The organism is Amycolatopsis sp. NBC_01286 (assembly GCF_035982555.1).
In the GTDB taxonomy this organism is placed as follows: Bacteria; Actinomycetota; Actinomycetes; order Mycobacteriales; family Pseudonocardiaceae; genus Amycolatopsis.
The window spans coordinates 8,923,124-8,946,552 of sequence record NZ_CP108428.1; the positions used below are offsets into that span (position 1 = coordinate 8,923,124).

26 protein-coding genes are annotated in these 23,429 nt (G+C 71.2%); 18 read left to right on the top strand and 8 right to left on the bottom strand.

Features of this window, described 5'->3' with window-relative positions:
* Window positions 1-3: 3 nt before the first annotated feature.
* From OG570_RS40830 to uppS, 5 genes are read left to right on the top strand one after another with little or no spacing between them, the layout of a single operon-like run.
* Entirely contained in the window at window positions 4-387 is a 384-nt protein-coding gene (locus OG570_RS40830) for a BlaI/MecI/CopY family transcriptional regulator (RefSeq protein ID WP_326954128.1), read from the top strand.
* Between the two features lie 3 nt (window positions 388-390).
* Complete coding sequence (locus tag OG570_RS40835) at window positions 391-1,311, top strand: M56 family metallopeptidase (protein WP_326954129.1); 921 nt, start codon at window positions 391-393, stop codon at window positions 1,309-1,311.
* A 52-nt stretch (window positions 1,312-1,363) separates the two neighbouring features.
* Entirely contained in the window at window positions 1,364-1,660 is a 297-nt protein-coding gene (locus OG570_RS40840; RefSeq protein WP_326954130.1) for a PadR family transcriptional regulator, read from the top strand.
* Entirely contained in the window at window positions 1,657-2,379 is a 723-nt protein-coding gene (locus tag OG570_RS40845; protein ID WP_326954131.1) for a hypothetical protein, read from the top strand. Before OG570_RS40840 ends, OG570_RS40845 begins: the two co-directional genes overlap by 4 nt.
* Window positions 2,380-2,391: 12 nt before the next feature.
* A complete protein-coding gene (uppS, locus tag OG570_RS40850) occupies window positions 2,392-3,168 on the top strand; it encodes a polyprenyl diphosphate synthase (protein ID WP_326954132.1) in 777 nt (258 codons plus the stop codon).
* A gap of 439 nt (window positions 3,169-3,607) precedes the next feature.
* Here the strand turns inward: uppS and OG570_RS40855 are convergent, their stop codons facing one another.
* Window positions 3,608-4,030: a hypothetical protein gene (locus OG570_RS40855; RefSeq protein WP_326954133.1), complete on the bottom strand. Its 423-nt coding sequence runs from the start codon at window positions 4,028-4,030 to the stop codon at window positions 3,608-3,610.
* Between the two features lie 390 nt (window positions 4,031-4,420).
* Between OG570_RS40855 and OG570_RS40860 the strand changes: the two genes are divergently transcribed.
* The 3 genes from OG570_RS40860 (at window position 4,421) to OG570_RS40870 (ending at window position 6,917) form a co-directional block, all read left to right on the top strand.
* Window positions 4,421-5,665 carry a sensor histidine kinase gene (locus tag OG570_RS40860; protein WP_326954134.1) on the top strand — a complete coding sequence of 415 codons (1,245 nt, stop codon included), beginning with the start codon at window positions 4,421-4,423 and terminating at the stop codon, window positions 5,663-5,665.
* Window positions 5,653-6,303, top strand: a complete 651-nt coding sequence (locus OG570_RS40865) for a response regulator transcription factor (protein ID WP_326954135.1) — start codon at window positions 5,653-5,655, stop codon at window positions 6,301-6,303. Before OG570_RS40860 ends, OG570_RS40865 begins: the two co-directional genes overlap by 13 nt.
* A gap of 116 nt (window positions 6,304-6,419) precedes the next feature.
* Window positions 6,420-6,917: an N-acetyltransferase gene (locus OG570_RS40870; protein WP_326954136.1), complete on the top strand. Its 498-nt coding sequence runs from the start codon at window positions 6,420-6,422 to the stop codon at window positions 6,915-6,917.
* A 44-nt stretch (window positions 6,918-6,961) separates the two neighbouring features.
* Here the strand turns inward: OG570_RS40870 and OG570_RS40875 are convergent, their stop codons facing one another.
* Entirely contained in the window at window positions 6,962-7,270 is a 309-nt protein-coding gene (locus OG570_RS40875; protein WP_326954137.1) for a hypothetical protein, read from the bottom strand.
* Between the two features lie 867 nt (window positions 7,271-8,137).
* On the opposite strand from OG570_RS40875, the gene OG570_RS40880 reads away from it, so the two are divergent.
* A complete protein-coding gene (locus OG570_RS40880) occupies window positions 8,138-9,370 on the top strand; it encodes a cytochrome P450 family protein (RefSeq protein WP_442788225.1) in 1,233 nt (410 codons plus the stop codon).
* Window positions 9,371-9,779: 409 nt separating this feature from the next.
* On the opposite strand, the gene OG570_RS40885 is transcribed toward OG570_RS40880, so the two are convergent.
* Window positions 9,780-10,469: an ABC transporter ATP-binding protein gene (locus tag OG570_RS40885; RefSeq protein WP_326954139.1), complete on the bottom strand. Its 690-nt coding sequence runs from the start codon at window positions 10,467-10,469 to the stop codon at window positions 9,780-9,782.
* Window positions 10,466-11,548: an ABC transporter permease gene (locus OG570_RS40890; RefSeq protein ID WP_326954140.1), complete on the bottom strand. Its 1,083-nt coding sequence runs from the start codon at window positions 11,546-11,548 to the stop codon at window positions 10,466-10,468. Before OG570_RS40890 ends, OG570_RS40885 begins: the two co-directional genes overlap by 4 nt.
* A gap of 166 nt (window positions 11,549-11,714) precedes the next feature.
* On the opposite strand from OG570_RS40890, the gene OG570_RS40895 reads away from it, so the two are divergent.
* The 3 genes from OG570_RS40895 to OG570_RS40905 all read left to right on the top strand — a co-directional run bounded on the left by OG570_RS40895 (window position 11,715) and on the right by OG570_RS40905 (window position 14,034).
* Entirely contained in the window at window positions 11,715-12,914 is a 1,200-nt protein-coding gene (locus OG570_RS40895) for a sensor histidine kinase (RefSeq protein WP_326954141.1), read from the top strand.
* Complete coding sequence (locus OG570_RS40900) at window positions 12,911-13,546, top strand: response regulator transcription factor (RefSeq protein WP_326954142.1); 636 nt, start codon at window positions 12,911-12,913, stop codon at window positions 13,544-13,546. The genes OG570_RS40895 and OG570_RS40900 overlap by 4 nt, the downstream gene beginning before the upstream one ends.
* A 275-nt stretch (window positions 13,547-13,821) precedes the next feature.
* Window positions 13,822-14,034 (top strand): hypothetical protein, encoded by a 213-nt coding sequence (locus OG570_RS40905; RefSeq protein ID WP_326954143.1) that lies wholly within the window; start codon window positions 13,822-13,824, stop codon window positions 14,032-14,034.
* A 54-nt stretch (window positions 14,035-14,088) separates the two neighbouring features.
* Here the strand turns inward: OG570_RS40905 and OG570_RS40910 are convergent, their stop codons facing one another.
* Window positions 14,089-14,691, bottom strand: a complete 603-nt coding sequence (locus OG570_RS40910; protein WP_371827507.1) for a hypothetical protein — start codon at window positions 14,689-14,691, stop codon at window positions 14,089-14,091.
* Window positions 14,692-14,908: 217 nt separating this feature from the next.
* On the opposite strand from OG570_RS40910, the gene OG570_RS40915 reads away from it, so the two are divergent.
* The 4 genes from OG570_RS40915 (at window position 14,909) to OG570_RS40925 (ending at window position 17,004) form a co-directional block, all read left to right on the top strand.
* Entirely contained in the window at window positions 14,909-15,484 is a 576-nt protein-coding gene (locus OG570_RS40915) for a dihydrofolate reductase family protein (RefSeq protein WP_247050492.1), read from the top strand.
* Window positions 15,485-15,527: 43 nt separating this feature from the next.
* Entirely contained in the window at window positions 15,528-16,154 is a 627-nt protein-coding gene (locus OG570_RS40920; protein WP_326954144.1) for an alpha-ketoglutarate-dependent dioxygenase AlkB, read from the top strand.
* 334 nt (window positions 16,155-16,488) lie between these two features.
* On the top strand, window positions 16,489-16,623 hold the full coding sequence (locus OG570_RS48480) for a hypothetical protein (RefSeq protein ID WP_442788350.1): 135 nt from the start codon (window positions 16,489-16,491) through the stop codon (window positions 16,621-16,623).
* Window positions 16,624-16,692: 69 nt separating this feature from the next.
* Complete coding sequence (locus tag OG570_RS40925) at window positions 16,693-17,004, top strand: hypothetical protein (protein ID WP_326948568.1); 312 nt, start codon at window positions 16,693-16,695, stop codon at window positions 17,002-17,004.
* A gap of 62 nt (window positions 17,005-17,066) precedes the next feature.
* Here OG570_RS40925 and OG570_RS40930 read toward each other — a convergent pair whose 3' ends face one another.
* Together OG570_RS40930 and OG570_RS40935 are read right to left on the bottom strand one after the other, a co-directional pair.
* Window positions 17,067-18,344 (bottom strand): cytochrome P450, encoded by a 1,278-nt coding sequence (locus OG570_RS40930; RefSeq protein ID WP_247050488.1) that lies wholly within the window; start codon window positions 18,342-18,344, stop codon window positions 17,067-17,069.
* A 53-nt stretch (window positions 18,345-18,397) separates the two neighbouring features.
* Window positions 18,398-20,059 (bottom strand): peptide-N4-asparagine amidase, encoded by a 1,662-nt coding sequence (locus OG570_RS40935; RefSeq protein WP_326954145.1) that lies wholly within the window; start codon window positions 20,057-20,059, stop codon window positions 18,398-18,400.
* A gap of 144 nt (window positions 20,060-20,203) precedes the next feature.
* On the opposite strand from OG570_RS40935, the gene OG570_RS40940 reads away from it, so the two are divergent.
* A complete protein-coding gene (locus OG570_RS40940; protein WP_326948565.1) occupies window positions 20,204-21,199 on the top strand; it encodes a LacI family DNA-binding transcriptional regulator in 996 nt (331 codons plus the stop codon).
* A 1-nt stretch (window position 21,200) separates the two neighbouring features.
* On the opposite strand, the gene OG570_RS40945 is transcribed toward OG570_RS40940, so the two are convergent.
* Window positions 21,201-22,043, bottom strand: a complete 843-nt coding sequence (locus OG570_RS40945) for a 1-aminocyclopropane-1-carboxylate deaminase/D-cysteine desulfhydrase (protein ID WP_326954146.1) — start codon at window positions 22,041-22,043, stop codon at window positions 21,201-21,203.
* A 62-nt stretch (window positions 22,044-22,105) separates the two neighbouring features.
* On the opposite strand from OG570_RS40945, the gene OG570_RS40950 reads away from it, so the two are divergent.
* Window positions 22,106-23,311 (top strand): MFS transporter, encoded by a 1,206-nt coding sequence (locus OG570_RS40950; RefSeq protein ID WP_247050481.1) that lies wholly within the window; start codon window positions 22,106-22,108, stop codon window positions 23,309-23,311.
* Window positions 23,312-23,429 lie beyond the last annotated feature (118 nt).

Below are 23,429 nucleotides of genomic sequence, written 5' to 3' on the forward strand. Positions count from 1 at the left end.
GCCATGAGGATGCAGCGGGACGAAAGCGCACGACGGGCTCCCGGCGCGCTGGAGGCGGAGGTCCTGGCGATCCTGTGGGAAGCCGACGACCCCCTCGCCCCAGCGGAAGTCCAGGAGCGCCTCGACGGCGACCTCGCCTACACCACCGTCGTGACGATCCTCTCCCGCCTGCACGACAAAGGCGTCGCCGCCCGGGAAAAGCAGGGCCGGTCGTTCCGCTACCACGCCGTCGAAGACGAACCCGGCCTGGCCGCGCGGCGGATGACCAAGGTGCTCGACAACGAACCGGACCGCCGCAGCGTGCTCGCCCGCTTCGTCTCGAACTTGTCCAAATCGGACGAACGCGAGCTGCGCAAGCTCCTGGGCAAGCCCGGCACCGGGCGATGAGCCGTGGACCTCGACGTCTGGATCCCGCTGCTGCTGCCCTTGGCCGCGTGGCCCTTGGCACGTCTCGTCGCTCCCCGGCTCGCACCCCGTGAGGCCGGCTGGCTGCTGACCGCCGGCTGCCTCGTGCTGGCCGCGGGCAGCACCATCACCCTGGCTCTGCAGGCCTTCGCCGGTCTGACGCTCATCCCGGCGGTCGCGCGCGCCGGGCACTGGTCCCCCGACGTGCTGCGCGGCCTGGCCCCGATCAACCTGCCAGTGTCGGCCGCCTGCGGACTGCTGCTCGCCGGGCTCGCCGTCGCGTTCGCCCGGGCCACCATCGGCTACACCCGCTGGATCCGCGCCCTGACCCGGGAACTCGACGACCACAGCCGCGAACCGGGCGTGGTCATCCTGCCGGGCGCCGAGCCCGTGGCGTTCGCCGCACCCGGACGCGGCGGCCGGATCGCCATCTCCAGCGGCATGCTCGGCGCGCTCTCCCCGCGCGAACGCACCGCCCTGCTCGCCCACGAACGCGCCCACCTTCGCCTGCGCCACCACCACTTCCTCGTCGCCATTACCCTCGCCGGGACACTGAACCCGTTGCTGCGCCCGCTGTGCGCGGCCGCCCGGTTCGCTCTGGAGCGCTGGGCCGATGAGGCCGCCGCCGAGCACGTGGGCGACCGCACGGTGGTCGCCCACGCCGTCGCCAAGGCCGCACTGGCCGGGCGGTCCCGGCCGACGTACGCGCTGGCCGCGACCGGCGGCCCGGTCCCCCGCCGCGTCAAGGCACTGCTGACGGCCCAGCACCGCCGGCTCCCGGCCGCGCTGCTCGCGGCCACGGTGGTCTTCGGCATCACCGCGTGGTCTGCGGAGACCGCGCTCGATTCGGTCACCGACCTGCACAGCACCATTGAATCGGCGCAGACGGGGCACCAGTCCGACTGATCCCCCATTACTACGTTGCGCGTACTACTCGACGCGTAGTAGTGTGCCGTGGATGCCGAACGACGCCCAGATCCTCGTGCTCTACGCGCTGACCGACGGCCCGCTGCACGGCTACGCCGTCAACACCGCGATCGGCGAGCTGACCGGAGAACGGCTGGGGCCGGGCAGCCTCTACGGCGCCCTCGCCCGGTTGGAGGCGAAGGGGCTGATCGAAGCTCTCGAAGGTGAAGGCCGCCAGCGTCCGGTGCGCATCACCGACCAGGGACGGACCGTCCTGAAGCGCGAACTGCTGGCCATGGCCAGGGTGGCCGACGCGGGACTCCGGCGGCTCGGCGCGCGGCCGGCATGACCGTCGCCCAGGGGCTGGTCCGGCTTTATCCGCGAGCGTTCCGGGATCGCTGGGGCGCGGACCTGGCGGTGGAGGTCCGCACGAGCGGCCCGCGGTCGTGGCCGAACCTGCTCGCGGGCGTCGCCGACATGTGGCTGCACCCCGCCGCCTGGCCCGCACGCTCGGCCGCCCAGCGCCAGGCCCGGGTCGTCGCGATGGCGGTGATCGTGACGGGCATCGGCTGGTTCGCCACACACCTGATGGTCGAGGGCACCCGCGGGCTTCCCCGGATGCTCGACGTCTGCGCGGTCGCGGTGGTCGCCGGTCTGCTGCTCGCCGTGCCGCGCCCGGCCCCGGCCACGCTGACGGCCATCGGGCGGCGGCTCTTGCGCCGGCTCGCCGGACCGGCCGTGCTGGGCGTCGCCGTCGTCGCCGTCGTCCACGGGACCGGCGGTTCCTTCGTCCCGCCGATCCGGCTCGCCGTGCTCGCGTGCTGGTGGGGTTCTTGGGGCTGGGCCGTGATCCAGGTCGCCAGGACCATCGCCGGGGTGGGTCCCGACCCGGCCGCGCCCCCGTGGCGCTTCCGGTTCGGCGTCCGGGTCCTGGCCGCCGCGGCCGCGGCCACCGGTGCGACCCAGCTGGTCGCGGCGGTCACCGATCCGGCGCCCGGTCCGGCCGCGCTCGGCCTGTGCCTGCTCGCGGCACCACTGTTCCTCCGGCCCCCGGCCGCCGCGGCCTGAAAGGTGAAGACGATGCGCGTCACCGCGCCCCTCTTCGCCCGGTACGCGCGACGCCTGCGCAAGCAGCTCGACGACACCGCCCTGCCGGGCCACGTCGGCCTGATCATGGACGGCAACCGGCGCTGGGCCCGGCAACAGGGCATGGCCAACCCCAGCCTCGGGCACTGGTACGGCGCCGAGCACGCCGAACGCGTGCTCTCCTGGTGCGAGTCTCTCGGCATCCGCTACGTCACGGTTTTCTTGTGCTCCACGGAAAACCTGACCAGCCGCGCCGACGGCGAGGTGGCGTTCCTCATGGACGTCGTCGAACGGCTCGCCACCGACCGGCTGGCCCGGCCGGGCGCCCGGTGGCGAGTCCACGTCGCGGGCGCCGTCGACCTGCTGCCGGCGTCCACGGCACGCGCCCTGAAACACGCCGCCGAAGCCACCAGGGAGTGCCCGACCGGCGCCCACGTCACCCTGGCGATCGGCTACGGCGGCCGCCAGGAGATCGTCGACGGCCTCCGCGACCTCCTCACCGAGCGTGCCACCTCGGGCGGCACACTCACGGAGGTCGCGGAAACGCTGACCGTCGACGACGTCGCCGCCCACTTGTACGCGCCGGAGCACCCGGAACCCGACCTGATCATCCGCACGAGCGGCGAGCAGCGCCTGTCGAACTTCCTGCTCTGGCAAGGCGCCTACGCGGAACTGCACTTCTGCGACGCCTACTGGCCAGCCTTCCGAGACATCGACTTCCTCCGTGCCCTGCGCAGCTACGCGGGCCGGCAACGCCGGTTCGGCGCCTGACGCCGCGCCGGATTGTCTTCGTCGGTACCGCGTCGCGGCCCGATTCTCTTCCCACCGTTGAAGGGAACGGGCCGAGACGACCGGTCCGCGGATGCGCCGCACTGACGGACGCGCTCAGCCAAGTCCAGGTCGATCGAGCAGTGGGCACGTGAGTCTGGAGTCGCAGACAAGGGCACCCTCGTTGACAACCGACCGGCATCTCTTCGGCCCCACGCCGGGCGAGGTTCGTCACACAGTGCGCGTTGGGCGCGGCATGCCAGGCATCGTGGATCCACACACCACACGTGGGCCAGTTCGGGTCGTTCCATTGTCGTACTGCAACGAACCGACCGGGTAGCGCTGATCGGCCTGTTCGCCGCCGACAATGGCCTCGCCTGTTCCCGGAACACACATCACTGCGGCGAAAGCGCATACCGCCGCAGTCGCGGATGTTCTCGTTTCATGACAACCTTTCTGTATCACGCAGGGCGAGCCAGGTGCACAGTCCGGCCAGGGCCAGTTCCGGGACCGCGCAGACGAGCGCCTGGGTGAATTCGGCGCCGGGCCGGGCGGTGAGGACGTCGAACCAGGCGTCCATCCCCATGAGCGCCGCGACCGCCGAGGCCGACAGGCGGGCGCGGGCATCGCCCCGGTGATACCACCGCGCCGTCGTCGCGCAGCCGAGCGCCATGGCCAGGTCGAGTCCGATCCACACGGCCGGCCAGTGCCGCACCTGGGTCGTCTCGGGCAAGGTCCGGCCCAGCACGAACACCCACGGCACCATCCCCGCCGCCACCGCACCCAGCACACCAGGCACCCACCTGGGCCGGGCACCCGGCGACGTCGCCGTGCATGGCAGCCAGGGCATCGTCTGAACGGTCATGAAATTCCTCCGCTGAACGTCGTGCTGCCGACGCCGGTGCGGGGCAGCCCTGCGGCAGAACTTTGCCGCCGGAACCGGCCGAGATCAGTAGCCCGTGGTTCCGACTTCGTGGTGGTACCTGCTACCGCACCGGTCCGGGTGGCTGCACGATGGTGGTGCCGGTCCCGGCTCGATTACCGTCGGATCATGGACACGGCACCCCGGGCGGGAACGACGCATCGCCGGCTCTCGGGTTCGGCCTGCACCAGACCGATGTGGAGTTCGCCAGAGACATCGCCTCAGGCGGGGTGATCTTCACTGCTGACCGCGGTTCAGGTGAACCTAGGTTCACCATGAGATCGGGTCCAGGTTTCATGGCACCGTGCTCCTGCGGTGCCCTAGCGTCGTGCCATGACGATTCCAGCCGGACTGAGACGCACGGTCCTCCGGGCGCGGCGGGACACCGGCTTTCTTGCCGCTGGTGTGCTGCCGCACCTGGCGCTGGTGCCCGTGTGGTCCTGGGCGGCGACGACTACCGCCAAGACGGGGAACTGGCTCCTCACGGTTTCCGTGTCGGCCGCCCTGGTCCTGCTCGGCACCCCGGTGCTGACGGCCGTTCAGCGGGCTCGCCACCGGGCGCTCATCGGGGTGGACATCCCCCGGCTCACCCCCGCCGCGCCGGAACAATGGACGTGGGCCTCGACCGCCCGGTGGCTCGCGGCTACACGGCCTTGGCGCAAGATCTGCTACCACCTCCTGCTGGGCCCGCTGCTCGCGCTGCTGGAACTGCTGGTGCTCGCGGTAGCGGTGACGTGCCTGGCGTGCGTCACCGCCTACGCCTGGTCATGGGCGCTGCCGACCGGAATCCGCCACGACGGGTTCGGCTACGCGACCCAGCTGCCGGCTTACACAGCGGCTGGGCTCCTCCTCCTGTGCGCCCTGCCCTGGACTGCGCGGGCAGTAGCCCGGGCCGAGGCGCGGCTGGCGTCGGGCCTGCTCGGGCCCAGCCGGACGCAGCGGCTCCAGGAGCGGGTCGATCAGCTGGCCGTGAGCCGGACCGACTTGATCGAGGCCGTCGACGCGGAGCGCCGCCGGATCGAGCGCGACCTGCACGACGGCACCCAGCAGCGGCTGGTGTCGCTCGCGGTCAACCTGGGTCTGGCCATGGCCACCCGCCCGGACCTGCCGAGTGATGCCCGCGAGGTGATCGCTAGAGCGCACCTGGAGGCGAAGGAAGCGATCAGCGAACTCAATGACCTGGTACGAGGGCTGCACCCGGCTGTGCTCGAGGATCGAGGTCTGGACGCGGCGTTGTCCGGGCTGGCTGCCCGCACGCCCGTGCCGGTGCGGTTGCGGGTCGATCTGGCGGAGCGGGTGGCGCCCAATGTGGAGTCAATCGCGTACTTCGTGATCTCCGAGGCGTTGACCAATGCGACGAAGCACGCCAACGCGATGCGTGCGGAGGTGCTGGTCCGTCAGGTCGGCGAGGTGCTGCGCGTGCGCGTTACCGACGACGGGCTGGGCGGTGCCGACGCCGCCGGCACGGGGCTGACCGGGCTGGCCAAGCGGGTCGGCTCCCTCGACGGGGCCTTCCACGTCAGCAGCCCCGTCGGCGGGCCCACCACCATCACCGCGGAGCTGCCGTGCGCGCGGTGATCGCCGAGGATTCGGTGTTGTTGCGGGTAGGCCTGATCAAGGTGCTGGAGATGGGCGGGTTCCAGGTCGCCGCGGAAGCCGGCGACGCGGAGGGGCTGTTGGCGGCAGTGGCGGAGCACCGGCCCGAACTCGCCTTGATCGACGTCCGGATGCCGCCCGGCTTCACCGACGAGGGAGTGCGGGCGGCGATGGAGATCCGTCGGCGCTGGCCGGGGACGCCGGTGGTGCTGCTTTCGCAGTACGTGGAGGAGCGGTACGCGGCTGACCTGCTGTCTGCGAACACCAGCGGTGTGGGCTACCTGCTCAAGCAGCGGGTTGCCGATGTTGCCGAGTTCGTGGCGGCGGTCCGGCGAGTGGCGGACGGGGGCACGGCCCTGGATCCGCAGGTCGTCGCCCAGTTGCTGCTGCGGCGCGACAGCGACCCGCTCGCGCGGCTGACCCCCCGCGAACGGGAGGTGCTCGGCCTGATGGCCGAAGGGCGCTCCAATGCCGGCATCGCGCAAGCGCTGGTGGTCAGCGAGAGCGCCGTGGCGAAGCACATCAACAACATCTTCGCCAAGCTTGACCTGCCCGTGGTCGACGCGGACCACCGCCGCGTCCTGGCCGTGCTGCGGTTCCTCGGAGCGTCCCGGGCCTGACCTTCCCATCCGTGATCACGATCTACGGCTGATGATGCCTCGGGCAGGATCTGATCGGCCCGTTGAAGGATGATCGCGCGGATGCCACGGTGACCAGGTGTGTAGCGTCGGCTGCTATGAGCTGGCTGCCTGACGATTTCGTCCACCCCGTCTACACGCCCGTGCTCGACACCGGGCTTCACCTGCGGCCGATCCGGGAGACGGACACCGCTCTCGATTACCCTGCTGTGATGGGCTCCCGGGAGCGCTTGTGGGGGATCTTCGGCCCGGCCTGGTCTTGGCCCAGGGAGACGATGACGTACGAGGAGGACCGCCTCGACCTGTTGCGGCACGAGAAGGAGATAGCCGCGCATCAGTCGTTCAACTATGCGCTGCTGGACGACGAGGAGACCGCGATCCTCGGCTGCGTGTACATCGACCCGCCCGAGCGCACCGGTTCCGACGGCGAGGTGGCGTGGTGGGTGGTGGACGACCTCGCCGGCAGCGACGTGGAGCGTGCGCTCGACGCGCTGGTGCCGCGTTGGATCGCCGCCGACTGGCCCTTCCGCCGGCCCCGCTTTCTGGGTCGCGACATTGCCTGGCGGGATTGGCTCGCGCTGCCGCCCGTCTCATGACACGTCCGAAGCGATAGCTGGATCATGTCCCTTTGAAGTTCCTCTCATCGTTTGTGTGGCGGAGTCGAGCTAGGGCCGGAATCCCTGACGTAAGGGCCAAGCGTGGTCAAGCTCGCCGTGAGCAGCGCCCCGCGGTCGTTGTAGGTGAACGTTTCGCTGGACGCCGCCTGGTGGTCGGAATGCCCGGTCACTCCGGCCTCGGAGGTAGCGGCCGAGGTCATCCGCCCGCTCGGGTCGTAGCCGAACGTCCGGGACGCGGTCGCGGCGTCGGCGCCGCCTTCGACCGGGTCGACCGAAAGGAACCGGCCCAGCAGCGGGCTGTACGGGCGGGCGCCCATCTGCACCAAAGACATCGTAGGCCCGCTGGTGTTCACCGAGCCAGCCGTAGTCCATCGAGCCAGGCGAGTTGTCCGGCACGTTCTGCGGGTCGACCACGCCGTCCGTCTTGAGCGGCTGGCCGTACGGGTCGTACGTCCGCAGCTCACCGGCCTGGTGACCGGAGGCGTCGGTGGACAACACCAGGTCACCGCGGACCGAAGGGTGGTCGAACGACGGGGTGAAAGCGCCGTCCGAACCGGCCGCGCTGGTGTAGAGCGCGGACCTGACGTCGGCACCGCGCTTGAGCGAAGGATCCGACGGCGTGAACGCCCAGCACAGAGAGAGTTCCCTGCAGCTTGCTCCGCACGGTAGCTGGGGCGGGCGGAAACTCGGACTGCCCCGTCGAGAAACCGCATTGGTCACCCATCGTTCACCTGACCCAGGCGCCAATATCCCCCACGCGGGTGACTTCACTGGGATGGCCGATTAGCGCCGGTCGCGCGTCATTTCACTCGTTGAGGGCACGCGAGGCGAGTCCTCGCGGTGGCACAATTGTTAATGCTGTCTTCCGGGCGATCGTTGGGGGTGAAACCATAACGGGAAACCGGAAGGCTACGTGCTGGATCACTGCAGTGCGGGGTCTAAATGCACTTTGTTCAGTGAATCCCACCGGTGGGGTCGCGCCTTGAGGCGAGTCTTGGAACAACTGCGGCTCATTCGCCGCCGCGCCGTTCTACGGCAACCCGTGAGTCGGCGGCGGCACGGTCGCGGTCCGCGGCAACGCCGGAAACACCGGTTCGCAAGGGAGTGACCGTGATCTGCATCCTGGACACGCACTGATCCGCAGCCGGTATTCCGTATCCGAGTTCGGCCGGGTCCATGCGAGAACCGGCGGGGGGAGAATGAGAGTGGAACAGCCGATCACGCTCGACGTCAACGCCTCCGACGTGCACGCCGAAGGCGCCCGGCTGCGGCAACGGGGGCCGGTCACCCGGATCGAACTGCCCGGCGGCGTTCCGGCCTGGGCCGCTACCGGAAACGATGTCCTGCGTCGGCTGCTGGCCGACCCCCGGGTGTCCAAGGACGCCTTGCAGCACTGGCCCGCATTCATCAACGGGGAAATCGCCGAAGACTGGCCGCTGCGGATCTGGGTGTCGATCCGGAACATGTTCACCGCCTACGGTGCCGACCACCGGCGGCTGCGTTCCCTGACGGCCGCCGCCTTCACGGCCCGCCGCACCGAGGCGCTCCGCCCGAAAGTCGAAGAAATCACCCGGGACCTGCTCGACGCCATCGAGGCAGATCCCGGTGATACGCCCGTCGACCTGCGGGCACGGTACGCCTACCCGCTGCCGATCGAGGTCATCTGCCGGCTGTTCGGCGTCCCGGGCGACAAACAGGCCGGGATCCGCGAAGTAGTGGACGGCTTCTTCGACAGCGCGATCACCGCGCAACAGGCGCAGGCGAACGTGGCGGTGGCGTACGCCCTGTTCACCGACCTGATCGCGCAGAAGCGCGCGGCGCCCGCCGACGACCTGACCAGCGCCCTGATCGCCGCGCGCGACGACCGGGACGGCGCGCTGACCGAAACCGAGCTCGTCGACACGCTGATGCTGATGATGACCGCCGGCCACGAGACCACCGTGAACCTGCTCGACCACGCCGTCACCGCGCTGCTGACCCACCCTGATCAGCTCGCCCTGGTCCGGTCCGGGCGACAGTCCTGGACCGCCGTGGTGGAGGAGACGCTGCGCTGGCAGGCGCCGATCCCGTACACGCCGCTGCGGTACGCGGTCGAGGACATCGAGGTGGACGGCACGATGATCCGGCGCGGCGACGCGATCCTGGTCGGCTTCGGCGCCGCCGGGCGCGACCCCGCCCAGCACGGCGACACCGCCGACGAGTTCGACATCACCCGCGCGGCCGCACCGCACCTCACCTTCGGCTACGGCGTGCACCACTGCCCGGGCGCGCCGCTGGCCCGGCTCGAAGCCGAAGTGGCGCTCCCGGCGCTGTTCGACCGCTTCCCGGACCTGTCCCTCGCCGTGCCCCCGGAGAAACTGACCACCCTGCCCACGTTCCTGTCCAACGGACATACCAGCCTGCCCGTCCACCTCCGGCCCGCACCTCGATGACACCGGAACGATGACACCGGAACCGGCCCTCCACCGCGGGCGTGGCCCGAGCGTGTCCGGTTCATCCCTCGGTTCGAGCTCCGCGACACCGCTACCGCGGACGAGCCGTTGTCCCGCCGGCTGCCTGCCGTCTCACCCGATCTGCTGGAGCCCGCCTCCACCGCGCCCGCACGCTACGCGCCGCACACCAAAGAGCAACGCCAAGCTGCTGACCGCTACCACCCTCACCTTCGACGACGGCTTGCGGCGCTGGCTTTCCGGCCCTCTGTCGGCGCGGTCGCTGGACCAGCTGGCCACCGCCGTGGCCGCCCTACGCCGAAACATGGAACAGGAACCGGCGGGCGTGCCGACCGGGTGACCGGCGCGAACCCGCACAGAGCGACCCGGCCCAGACGCACCGGAGCCGACATCAGCCGGCGTTCCCGGCCACGGGGGCGGCCAGGCGTCCGTCGCGGACTTCGGCGATCCGGTCGACCGCGGTGAGGTGGCCGCGGTCGTGGGTGACCAGCACGGTGGCCGTCGCCTGCTGGTGGGTGAGCCGGGTGATCAGGTCGATGATCGCGGCGCCCCGGTCGTGGTCCAGCGCGCTGGTGGGCTCGTCGACCAGCAGCACACCCGGGGTGTTCACCAGCGCGCGAGCGACGTTGACGCGCTGCCGCTGACCGCCGGAGAGCTGGTGGGGACGCCGCCCCGCCAGGTCGCCCAGCCCGACGGCGGCCAGCAGGTCCGCGGCCCGTTCGCGGGCCTTCGCCGGTGACCGGCCGTCGAGCCTCGCCAGCACCTCCAGCTGCTCGGCGGCGGTGAGCGACGGCAGCAGGTTCGGCTGCTGGAAGACGATGCCGACCTTGCGGCGGCGCAGCGCAGCCAGCTCGCCCCGGGACAGCCCTGCGGTGGCGACGCCGTCGACGACGACCGTGCCGGTGTCCGGGGTGATCAGCGTGGCCGCGACCGCGAGGAGGCTGGACTTGCCGGAGCCGGACGGCCCGAGCACGGCGGTCACGGTGCCGGCGGGCACGTGCAGGCTGACCCGGTCGAGCGCGGTCAGGCGGGAGTCGCCGTCGGGGTAGGTCAAGGTGACATCGGACAGGTCGAGGCTCATCGGGCACTCCCCAGGGCGGTCAGCGGGTCGACGGAGGTGATGCGGCGGACGGCGAGGACGGCGCCGAGCGCGCCCAGCGCGATCAGCACGGCCGCGGGGACCAGCACCGTGCCCGGGTCGAGCCGGAACGGTACGGCGGAACCGGCGAGGGCGGCGCCGAGGCCCACCGCGAGGCCGGTACCGATCAGCGTGCCGCCGGCCAGGAGGACGACCGCCTGGCCGAGGGCGTCCTTCACGAGCGTGGCGGTGCCGGCGCCGAGCGCCTTGAGGATCGCGACGTCCCCGCTGCGCTGGATGGTCCACACGGTGAAGAACGCCCCGACGACGAGGGCGGAGATGACGAACAGGAAGCCGCGCATCAGCTGCAGCGAACCGTTTTCGGAGGTGTAGGAGCCGATCGCGGACAGCGAGTCGCCGGTCGCCACCGTCCTCGTGCCCGCCGCGCGATCTACGGCCGCGGTGTCCACAGTGTCCACACCGGACGACGTGGTCAGCGCGAGGACGGTCGCGGTCACGTCGCCGGTGGGCGGCACCAGCGTCCGCCAGGTCCCGAGGCTCGTCCAGATCACCGGCAGGTGACTGAACGAGGCGTCGCCCCCCACCGCGGTTACGGCCAGCTCGTGGCCGCTGAGCGTGACGTGGTCGCCGGGGTGCAGGCCGAGGGCGTCGGCCGCCGGCCCGGACAGCACCACCGAGCGGTCGTCGAGCTTTCCGCTGTCCGGCGCGAGACCGGAACCGGGCTCGACGCCGAAGGCGGAAACGCCGGTGCTCTTGCCGCCGGCGGCGGCCTTGACCGTCGTGATATCCAGCGGTTCGGCCGCGGCGACACCCGGGGTGGCGGCCCACTGCCGCTGCTGCCCGGCGGTGACAGCCGAATCGGCGTACGAGAGCTTCTCCCCGCCACCGCCGAACACGATCATGTCGGCGGGCAGCCCGGTGATCGCCGAGACGTTCTGCTGCCCCAGGCCGGCGGTGAGGCCGGACAGCAAGCCGACCAGCAGGGTGATCAGCACGACCACGGTCCCCATCAAGGCGAACCGCCCCTTGGCGAACTTCAGGTCCCTCCAGGCGACGAACACAGGAGACTGTCCTTTCACGACGGAAGCGATGTGCCTCCACCGTCGCCTCCCGGGACGTTCCGCGGCATCGCGCGCAGGACGGCACTTCACGAGCCGGAAGGCGCCACGCCGGTTGTACCTTTCGACAGAGGCGCCCCGGCGCCGGCTCGCTTAGGCTGAGCGGACCGTGCACACGACCACTCCGCCGCCGACCCCGACGACCCAGGCTCTCGCCTGGTGCCTGCACCTGCTGATCGTCGGCCTGCTCGCGCTGGCCGCCGTCCGGGCGGTGACGGGTGACCATGCCTCCGCCGGGGCGACCGTCGCCGCGGCTTCGGTGTGCGCTCTGGTGTACGCGATCGGCCCGCTGCTGCCGGTGATCCGCCGCTCCCGCTGGGCAGCGGCCGGGTGGCTGGCCGCGGTCGGCGTCGCTTGGCTGGTGCTGCTGGTCTTCGCCGCCGACGGGGTCTGGGTCGCCTTTCCCCTGTACTTCCTCCAGCTCCACCTGCTCCCCCGCGCCGCGGGACTTTCCGCCGTGACTGCCACCGCGGCGGCGGCGATCACCGCGTTCGCCGTCCACCAGGGCGGCTTCACCCCGGCCGCGGTGATCGGCCCGGCTCTCGGCGCCGCCGTGGCCGTCGCCGTCGTCCGGGGGTACCAGACCCTGTACCGCGAGAGCGATCGACGTCGCGAGCTGATCGCCGAGCTCACGGCGACCCGCGCCGACCTCGCCGAGGTGCAGCACGCGGCCGGCGTGCTGGCCGAGCGGGAGCGGCTGGCCCGCGAGATCCACGACACCCTGGCCCAGGGGCTCTCCAGCATCCAGCTGCTGCTGCGCGCCGCCGAACGGGCCCTGCCCGGCACCCCGGAGCACGCCGCCCGGTACGTCGTCCAGGCCCGCCAGGCCGCTGTGGACAACCTCGCCGAAGCGCGCCGGTTCGTCGCCGCGCTCGTCCCGCCCGCGCTGGACGGCACGACCCTCGGCGGCGCGCTGGAACGGCTGTGCGCCACCACTTCCGCGCGCCACCCGATCACGGCGCGCTGCCACCTCGGCGGCGTCGCGGTCCCCCTGCCGACCGCGCACGACGTCGCCCTGTTGCGGGTCGCCCAGTCCGCACTCGCGAACACCGTCCAGCACGCGCGCGCCGGCTCCGTCGACGTCACCCTCGGCTACGGCCGCGACGACGTCACCCTCGAAGTCGCCGACGACGGGACGGGCTTCGACCCCGCTGACGCTCCCGAAAGCGGTGGCTTCGGCTTGGCGGCGATGCGCGCCCGGCTGGCCTCGCTCGGCGGCGAGTTCACCGTCGAGTCCGCCCACGGCCACGGCACCACCCTCCTGGCCCGGCTTCCCTTCCCCCACACCGACCCCGAGGCACCCCGGTGACCGGCACGCCCATCCGGCTCCTGCTGGCCGATGACCACCCCGTCGTCCGGGCCGGGCTGCGGGCCGTATTGGAGACCGAGCCCGGCATGGTCGTGGTCGCCGAAGCCACCACCGCCGAGGCCGCGGTCGCCCGCGCCGCCGCGGGCGACATCGACGTCGTGCTGATGGACCTGCAGTTCGGCGCGGGCATGGGCGGCGCCGAGGCCACCGCCGCGATCACCGCCCGGCCGGGCGCGCCGCGGGTCGTGGTCGTCACCACCTACGACTCCGACGCCGACACGCTGCCCGCCATCGAAGCCGGCGCCACCGGCTACCTCCTCAAGGACGCCCCGCCGGACGAGCTGGCGGCCGCCGTCCGCACCGCGGCCGCGGGCCGCACCACCCTGGCCCCGTCGGTCGCCGAGCGGCTGATGGCCCGGCTGCGCGTCCCCGGCACCGCGCTGACCCGCCGCGAGACCGAGGTTCTCGCCCTGGTCGCCGACGGCCTGTCCAACCAGGCCGTCGCCGCCCGCCTCCACCTCACCGAAGGCACCGTCAAGTCCCACCTGGCCCGCATCTACACCAAGCTCGCCGTCGACTCACGCACGGCGGCCGTCGCCACCGCCGTGGCCCTGGGCATCCTCCGCCGCTGAGTCGCGCCGGCCACCGCAGGGAGGCGGTCACCGAACCGAGCGATGGTGTGCGGCGACGACCGCGAGCAGCTCGATGAGCACGTGGCCGAAGCCGCAGGCCTGGAGCAGACAGCGGACGCCAAGCGTGGCACTGTGGCTTCCTTCAGGTGATCGATAACGTCCTCGCCCGCGGAACAGCTCCTGGTCGCGGAGCACGACGACCGCGCACCGCGAAACTGCCGCCGCTCGAACCAGCCAAGCTCGACTACGTTAGGCGACGGGACGGGATGCACGGCATGAGGCACTTCTACGCATCGATCGCACTGGCGTCGGGGGTGTCGGCCAAGGAGCTTGCCGAGTACCTCGGTCACCACGACCCGGGCTACACGCTCCGGATCTACACCCACTTGGTCCCGTCGAGCCACCGCCGGGCGCGCGAAGCAGCCGACGGGATCTTCAAGCCACGCCACACCGGGGCGGCACGGCTTGAAGATCCCGAGACGGCCTAGCGACGGCCCGACCAGATCAACAACTACAAAACAGCAGGTCAGACCCCATCTCGCCTACTTGTGCCAGAACTTGACGCCGCTCCACGTCACCGTGATCGGGCCCGCGCCGCTCGAGGTCCGGTAGCTGCCGAACTTGTCGTAGTAGCTGCCGCTCGGGCTCGAGATCGTCTGCTTCAGCGAGCCGTTCAGGTACACCTTGTGCGAGCTGCCCACCTGGTTGATCGTGTTGACCTTCACCGACGTGCCGACGGTCGCGCCGCTGCCCAGCGTCGCCCCGCCCTCCACGGCGTACATCCGGCCGCCCTTCTCGACCGCCAGCAGGAAGTACGGCCCGGAGTCCGAGCCGTCCCGGAAGGTCTGCTTGAGACTGATCCGGGTGCCGGTCATGCTGGTGATCTTGAAGGAGCCCTCGAACTGGTGGGTGCCGCCCGTGTAGGTGTCGTAACGGCGTTCCGCCCGCTGCTCACCGCTGCTGCTGGAGCAGGTGAGCTTGAAGGTGAGCCCGGACGTCGAGCCGCAGCCGACGTTCTGGGTCTTGTAGCCCGGCGAGTCCGAGGTCCACGTACCGCCTCCGACCTGGGCTTCCGCCGTCGGGGCGAGCACCGCCAGCCCCGCCGCGACCGTCACGAGCACTCCCGCACCGCGAAGTCTGCGCACCGTCCAACCTCCTGTGTGACGAGAGGCGGCGGTGACCGGTCACAGGTTCAGACCTTTGCCCGGCTGAGGAAGACTGTACGAGCCCGGGCGGCCCGCGGACAAGACCCACTTCCACCCGGCAGGGTGCGTCGGAAGTTTTCGGGCGCGGCTTGTCGAATCCGGCGTCCGCCGTTCGACACACTGGCAGAAGCAAGATCGGAACCCCGAGGAGCACCGCATGCGCACCCTGATCTCCACCTCGTTCGTCTCGCTCGACGGCGTCGTCGAAGGACCCGGCGGCGAGCCGGGCTACCGCAACTCGGGCTGGACCTTCAAGGACGTCGAGTTCGACCCCGCCGCGTACGAGATCAAGGGCAGCGAGCAGGAGGAAGCCACCGCCCTGCTGCTGGGCCGGGTCAGCTACCAGGCGTTCGCGCCGGTGTGGCCGGGGATGACCGTCGAGTTCGCCGGCTACAACGCGATGCCGAAGTACGTCGTGTCGACCACGCTGCAGGAGTCCGACCTGGTGACGAACTGGGGCGAGACGACCATCCTCCGCTCGCTGGCCGACGTCGCCGCGCTCAAGGAGACCGAGGGCGGGCCGATCATCGTCAACGGCAGCGCCGCACTGAACCAGGCACTGGCCGACGCCGGCCTGATCGACCGCTACCACCTGCTGGTCTTCCCGGTCCTGCTCGGCGCGGGCAAGCGGCTGTTCAGCGGGACCGACAAGGACAAGCAGAACCTCAAGCTGGTCAGCAGCGAGGCCTACGGCAACGGCGTCCAGAAGCTCGTCTACGACGTCGCGCACTGAGATTCACTAGAACAGGTGTTCGATCTTGGTGTAAGGTGAGGTCATGAACCCGGGTCTCCAGTCTTCGCTGTTCGGCACCCAGGGCTCGATTTCGCTGCGCCCGCTCGCCCCGGAGCGGACCGACCTCGGGGCGGGCGCGTGGGTGGACATCCAGCCCGGCTGGCTCGAGGGTGCCGACGAGCTCTTCGCCGCGCTCGTCGAAGGCGTGCCGTGGCAGGCCGAGAAGCGCAAGATGTACGACCGGGTCGTCGCCGTGCCGCGGCTGCTGAGCTACTACCGCGAGAACGTGCCGCTCCCCCACCCCGCGCTCACCGCGGCGCGGGAGGCGCTGAGCAAGCACTACCTGCGCGAGCTGCGGGAGCCGTTCCGCACGTCGGGCTTGTGTTACTACCGCGACGGCCGGGACAGCGTGGCCTGGCACGGCGACCGCATCGGCCGCGGCGCCCGCGAGGACACGATGATCGCCATCCTCTCGGTCGGCGCGGCCCGCACCCTGGCACTACGCCCACGCGGAGGCGGCGGCAAGACCTTGGCCCGCCCACTGGGCCACGGCGACCTCCTCGTGATGGGCGGCAGCTGCCAGCGCACGTGGGAGCACTCGATCCCGAAGACGGCCAAGCCGGTCGGGCCGCGGATCAGCGTGCAGTTCCGGCCGCGCGGGGTGAACTGAGGGTTCCGTGGGCCCACTGCCACCTGGGGCCGTCGTGGGGATCGCGACGCGCGCCTCGCTCGGCTGGGCGAGGCCGATGCAGGACCGTTGCGGCGGCTTTCTCCGGGTCCGCGGATCCCGCCGCGTGGCCTCTCCCGACTCACAACCACGCTCCGCAGCAGCCTGAGCGTGTGCCATGGCCTAACCGCTCCGCACGGTCTCGCGCGACCCATAACCACGCCTCCGCGGCGTTTCCGCCAAGACCGGGTTATCGCGCCCTCCGACCTGCCGGACGCCACCGCCGGCGGGCCGCGCGCTCCGTGACCTCGGCTTCGACTCGCTGACCGCGGTCGATCTGCGTAACCGCCTCACCACGACGACCGGCCTCGCGCTGCCCACGTCACTGGCCTCGACCACCCGAACCCCGAGGCGCTCGCCGACAGCCGGCGGCGGGCCGGTTCGGCACGATGCGGGTGTCGATCCGCCGTAGGCCGTAACGAGCCCGGTCGGCTCGGAGACTGCCCGGGCGAGCGCTCCGGAGCGTCGAGGGAGGCTGACCGTGCCGCACATCCACTACGGGACCACGCCCAGGTCCGGCTACATGGAGGTCAAGTGCACCAGGGAGGAGACGGCGAAGATCGCCGATGCAACGGCCAAGGTCGGTGACTGGATCTGGATCTTCTCCCCGGTCCTGGGCCCCTGGCCGATCACCGTCATCCGCGGGTCGGCGGCGTTGCTCGGCTGGAAAGCCCGGCGCTGCCTCGAACACGGCAACTGCCTGGCCTTCACCTTCGCCGGCTTGGTCGCCATCCCGTTCGAGTACGACCCGGACGTACCCGACACCCGCCCCACCGAGGGCAACTGGACCTGACCGCGGTGACCATCCGAGCCCCGGTGGCCGACACAGTCCACAAAGGACGGCCAGGCAGGGGCTCAGTCGACCAGGACCGGGAGTTCGTCCAGGCCGTACACAATGGACACCTTGCGGAACGCCAGCTCCTCGGCCGGCACGGCCAGGCGCAGGTTCGGGAACCGGCGCACCAGGGCAGGGTACGCCGTGCGCAGCTCCATCCTGGCCAGCTCGGCGCCGATGCAGCGGTGGATGCCGTAGCTGAACGCCAAGTGTGACGTCGGCTCGCGGGTGGCGTCGAACTTCTCCATGTCCGGGCCCAGCTTCGGGTCGCGGTCCGCGACCGACAGCGACACCAGCACGATGTCGCCCTCGGCTATGTGGACGCCGCCGATCTCCATGTCCTGCTTGGCGAACCGCGGGAACGCCATCTGGACGACCGTCAGGTAGCGCAGCAGCTCCTCGACGAAACGGTGCACGGACTCGTCGTCGCCGCGGACGGCGTCGAACGCCTTCTCGTCGCGCAGCAGCACCAGCGCGCCCAGGGCGAGCATGCTCGCTGTGGTCTCCAGGCCGCCGGTGAGCACGCCGTCGGCGAGCCCGGCCAGCTCGCGGTCGGAGATCTCGTCGCCGTGTTCCTTGATCAGCATGCCGAGCAGGCCGTCGCCCGGCTCTTCGCGCTGCTTCTTCACGATGTCGAGCAGGTAGGTCAGCGACTCCGTCATCGCGCCGAGCGACGCGCTGGCGCCGCCGAACAGGTCGAAACGCGCGGTGCTGAGCCGCTGGAAGTCCTCGCGGTCCTCGTAGGACACGCCGAGCAGCTCGCAGATGGTGAGCGACGGGATCGGCAGCGCGAACGCCTGCCACAGGTCGACCGGGCCGTCGGTGGCGGCCATCGCGTCGAGCTGCTCGGCGACGATCTCGTCGATGCGCGGGGTCAGCCTGCCCAGCCGGCGCATGGTGAACTCGGGCGTGAGCAGCTTGCGCAGCCGGGTGTGCACCGGCGGGTCCGCGAACCCGAGGCCGCCCGGGTTCTGGTCCTCGGTCACCCCGGCGCTGCCCACCAGGTTGGTGAAGTCGCTGGAGAACCCGGTCACCTTGCCGAGGACGGCCTTCGCCTCGTCGTACCCCGTGACCAGCCAGGCGTTCATCCCGAACGGCAGGTCGAGCTTGCTGATCGGCGCCTCGGCCCTGGTCGCGGCCAGCTCGGCGACCGGGTCGAGACCCTCGCGCTTGAGCGGCAGCAGCGCCGAATCCGGCAGGAAGGACGACATCTTCTCGAGGTCGAAGCCCTTTTTCGACTGCCGCGCGAGGTAGCGTCGGCCGACCCAGCCCAGGACTCGTGAGCGGAGACTCCCCATGTCTCCGACAGTACCCCACTAGCCCGATCGGGTGAGCGGCAGCGAGACGGGGTTCACCTTCGCGGCGGTAGCTCCCGGTTTTCGGTGATCCGTCCGTGTTGGCCGGCGATGTAGTGCAGGTACGGCCGGCCCGCGTCGTCGGCTCCCGTGTAGAGCGTCTTGGACTGCCCGTCCGCCTCGGTGTTGACGCCGTTCGTGCGCGCCAGCACGCCGGACGCGGACAGCCACTCCCGCGACGCCCGCACCGGGCGCCACGACCGGCCGTCGCCGGTCAGGTCGCCGAGGATCTTGGTCATCTCGGCGGCGCCAGAGATCCGCAGGTTCTGGTCGTCGGTGATGTTCGCGGTGGCGTCGGTGGTCAGCGGGTAGGACCAGGTGTGCCGATCCGCCGTCCGCACCCGGCCGTCCACAGTGGACGTCGAGGTCTGCTGGCCCGCGTCGGCCTGGACGACGTGCTGGGTGAAGCCGCCGCCGGTGACGTCGTCGCTGTTGCGGTAGTCGCGGGTGCGCTCGACGCGGGTGTAGACGCGTCCCGCCGACGTGTCGACGTAGCCCGCGGTGACGTCGTGGCGCTTCGCCGTGACGGTCGCGTTGACGCCGCCGGCGATGTCCTTCACCGTCGTCTGCCGGACCGGCGCCGCCGCGACGTCGTCCTGGGTGAGCGCGCCGGACGTCCGCGCGGCGTGGTCGTCGGTGTAGAGCAGCAGGGTGGGCACGACCGTCCACTCGCCGCCGATGTCCGGCACGGTGAACGACAGGTCGTGCGCGCCGCCGTCGACGAGCTTGCCCACGAACGGCGTGACGTCGTAGGTCTCGGCGTGCAGGCTGAACGTGTCGATCGCCACGATCGGCCGCCACAGCTGCGGGACGATGCCGCCGGAGTAGATGTGCGGGAAGGTGAACGCCGAGCCGGCGGCCGTCCCGTCGATCGCGAAGTTCGCCTCGCGGTAGGGCCCGTGGCCGCACATCCCCGCCGCCGGGTACTTCGCCGAGACCTCGTCGGGGACGTCGTCGAACCACTGCTCGTCGCAGGCGTGGCCTTCGAGGGTCACCTCGAGCTGCGCGCGGGTGATGTTGCGCGGCAGGTCCTTCGCGGTGAAGTGGACGGTCGGCGCCGCGGGGGTCGCGTCGGCGTGGCCCAGCCCGGCGACGTGGTCGGCGACGTCGGGCGCCGGGTGCTTCCGGTCGGCGCGGTAGTAGGTGAGCGTGACGGTCTGGGCGTAGACGCCGGTGTAGACGTCGGAGGTGAAGTTCTCGATGCCGCCGCGGAAGGGCTGCGGGGTGCGCAGCAGTGCGGCGTACGGCGTGAGGTCCTTGTCGAAGTGGTAGGTGATCGGGCGGTTGCCCTCACCGCTGGGCTCTTCGGTGGTCCCCCACCAGACCTCGGCGTCGCCGATCTTCAGGTCGCCGATCCGGTCGTACTGCCGCCCGCTGACGGTGACGGTCTGGTCCATGACGACCTTCGCCCACGGCCCGGCGCACGCCTTCGGCGGCGTGAGGGTGCCTTGGTAGAACTGCGAGGCGCCGTCGGCGGCGTTGGAGCGGAAGGCGTCGGCGAGCGTGACGGTGCAGTGCTGCGTGTCCGGCCGCGTCACCGCGGGCGCGGCCGGCACGGGATCGTCGGTGTCGTGTTCGAGGACGGGATCGGCCGAGGCGACCGCCCCCGACATTCCGGTCATCAGCACCAGCGACAGGACGATCGTGAAGATCCGCACCCGGACTCCTCCCAGTGGCAGGAACGCGAGACGAATCCTAGTACCGCGATCATGCGACGAACGGTGGGAAATGACCGCGGTGAGACATTCGCTGAAACGTTTCATCCGCGTGCTAGGCTGACCCTTTCTCAGCGAGGGGGTTCGGTGGTCGGCATCAAGGACGTCGCCAAGCAGGCCGGCGTCTCGATCGGCACGGTGTCCAATGTGGTCAACCGGCCGCACGTGGTCGCGACCGCCACCCGCAACCGGGTGCTCTCGGTCATCGAAGAGCTCGGGTACGTCCGCGACGAGTCCGCGCGGCAGCTGCGCGCCGGCAGCAGCCGGATCATGGGGCTGCTGGTGCTGGACCTCGGGAACCCGTTCTTCGTCGACGTCGCCCGCGGCGCCGAGCAGGCAGCGCACGCCGAAGGCCTCAACATCATCACCTGCAACAGCGGGCAGCGCTCCGACCTCGAAGCGTCATACCTGGCGATGTTCGCCGAGCAGCGGGTCCGCGGGGTGCTGCTGAGCCCGGTCGGGGCGACGAGCGAGGCGCTGCACGCGTTCCGGCGCAGTGGCACGCCGTACGTCTTCGTCGACCGCAAGGCCCCGACGTCCGAAGCGAGTTCGGTGGCGGTGGACGACATCGCCGGCGGCGCGCTCGGCGCCCGGCACCTGCTGGAGACCGGCCACGAGCGGATCGCGTTCGTCAACGGCCCGGCCATCCTCGCCCAGTGCCGCGACCGCGAGCAGGGCGTCCACTCGGTGCTGGGGAGCTCGGCGGCGGAGCTGACGGTGCTGGAGGGGCTCGGCCTGGACGTCGCCTCGGGGCGCGACGCGGGTTCCCGGCTGCTCGGCATGAGTCCCCGGCCGACGGCGGTGTTCTGCGCCAACGACCTGCTCGCGCTGGGCGTGCTGCAGGCGATGGTGGGCGCGGGCGTGCGCGTCCCGGAGGAGATGGCGATCGTCGGCTACGACGACATCGAGTTCGCGGGCGCGGCGGCGGTCCCGCTGACGTCGGTCCGGCAGCCGGCGCAACGCCTCGGGCGCACCGCGGCGGAGCTGCTGCTGGCCGAGACGGCGGACACGAAGACGGAACGGCAGGCCGTGGTGTTCACCCCGGAGCTGGTCGTCCGCGAGTCGACCCGGGTGCGCCGCTGACCTACCCGGCGACGACGGCCACGATCGTCGTCCCGGGCGCGAAGCCGCCACGGCGGATCCGCTGCAGGAGGCCGTACACCATCTTCGCTTCGTAGACCCAGTTGAGCCGGAGGCCGTGCCGGGCCTCGAAACCGTCGATGAACGCGTCCAGGTCCGGGGTGCGGCGGGCGAAGCCGCCGAACGCGAAGTCCGCGTCGATCGACCAGTCCCCGCGACGGCCGCCGTAGGTCTCGGTCTGCAGGCGGGTGACGTCGGCGTCGAGGAAGCCGCCTTTCAGCGCGGAGAAGCCGAGGGCGCGCTGCCCCGGTGCGAGGGCGGCGGCGATCCCGGCCAGCGTCGTGCCGGTGCCGCACGAGCAGGCGACGACGTCGAACGGGACGTCGATCTCGGCGACCAGCTCCGCGCAGCCACGCACGCCCGCCGGGTTCGCGCCGCCTTCCGGGATCAGGAAGAACTCGCCCCACCGGCGGCGCAGGGCGGGCAGTGCCTCGGCCCTCGCGCGGTACGCCGTGCGGTCGAGGTAGGTCAGCGCCATGCCGTGGGCGACGGCCGCGCGCAGGACGTCGTTGAGCGGCCGGTGCTCCTCACCGCGCACGACGCCGATCGTCTCGAAGCCGAAGTAGTGCCCGGCGGCGGCCGTGGCGAGCAGGTGGTTGGAGTAGGCGCCGCCGAACGTCAGCAGCCTCTTCGCGCCGGCCGCGTCGCGGAGGTTGTGCTTGAGCTTGCGCCACTTGTTGCCGGGCAGCTCGGGGTGGATCAGGTCGTCGCGCTTGAGGAAGACGCGCACGCCGAGGCCGGGTTCCCGCAGCTCGACCAGCGGCGACGGCACCCGGAGCTGATCCACGGTGATCAGCCTAGAGCGTAAATCGCTTGGGTCGGGCGCGATCGTTAGGCAAGGTAACGATCATGACCAGCAGATGGGTGCGGCTGCAGGCCGTCGCGGTGTCCGGTTCGGCCTGTGAGGGACTGTTGCTGGCGGCGCTGCCCCTGCTGGCCGTGTCGATCACCACCGATCCGCGCGAGGTGTCGCTGGTCAACGTCTTCGGGCAGGCGCCGTGGCTGCTGTTGTCGCTGTTCGCCGGGGTGCTCATCGACCGCGTGCGGCGGACCACCGTGCTCGCCTGGGCGTACGCCGTGCAGGTCGGGACCGCGCTGGTGCTGGGCGCGATCACCACGGCCGGGGCGCTGACGCTGCCCGCGCTGCTCGTCATCGCGTTCGTCATCACCTCCGCGCAGGTGCTCGGCGACGGCGCGAGCGGCGCGCTCGTGCCCGAACTGGTCGCGCCCGACCGGCTGGCCCACGCCAACGCGCGGCTGACGGTGATCGACCGGGGCGTGGTGCAGTTCATCGTGCCGCCGGCGACCGGGTTCCTGATCGCCGTCGGCACCGGGGCGCCCGCGTGGCTGGCCGCCGCGTTCGCGCTGGTCGCGCTGGTACTGGCGCGACGGATCCCGTCCGAGTCGATCGTCGCCGCGCGGACGCACCCGCTGCGTGACCTCTCGGCCGGGCTCACCCACCTGGTCCGGACGCCGCTGCTGCGGTCGATCACGATCAACGTCGCGCTGGGCTCGTTCGCCGCGAGTGCCAGCAGCTCCATGCTGGTGCTGTACGCGACGCAGATCCTGCACGTCGGCTCGGTCGGGTACGGGCTGCTGCTGGCGTGTCTCGCGGTCGGCTGGGTGCTGTCGTCGTTCGTGGTGCAGCGGATCGTCGACCGGCTCGGCTACTCGTGGTCGATGCGGCTCGCGCAGGGCCTGGGCGCGGTGTCGCCGCTGCTGCTGGCCGTGCTGCCGCCGTGGCCGCCGCTGATCGGGGCGGTGCTGGTGTTCATGACCTCGACGGTGCTGGTCTGGAACGTCTGTTCGCAGTCGAGCCGCCAGCGTTTCACGCCGGCCCCGCTGCTGGGCCGGGTGCTGACGAGCCACCGCGCGCTGGCCTGGGGCCTGACGCCGCTGGGCGCGTTGACCGGCGGTCTGGTCGCGGCCCACTGGAGCCTGCGCGGGGTGTGGGTGATGGTCGCGGCGATCCAGGCGGTGAGCGCGGTCCTCGTGTGGTTCCAGCTGTCGCCGGAGGCCTTCCGCCGCACCGAACTGGCCGCCGCCGAAGCCTGACGCCGCATGCCGGCCCGGAAGGTCTGCCGCAGCTGGTCGTGAGTGTTTAGGCGGGTTAGAACCCCTCTAAACACTCACGACCCCCAAGGCGAGTACGGCTCAGGGTTGATACCGGGTG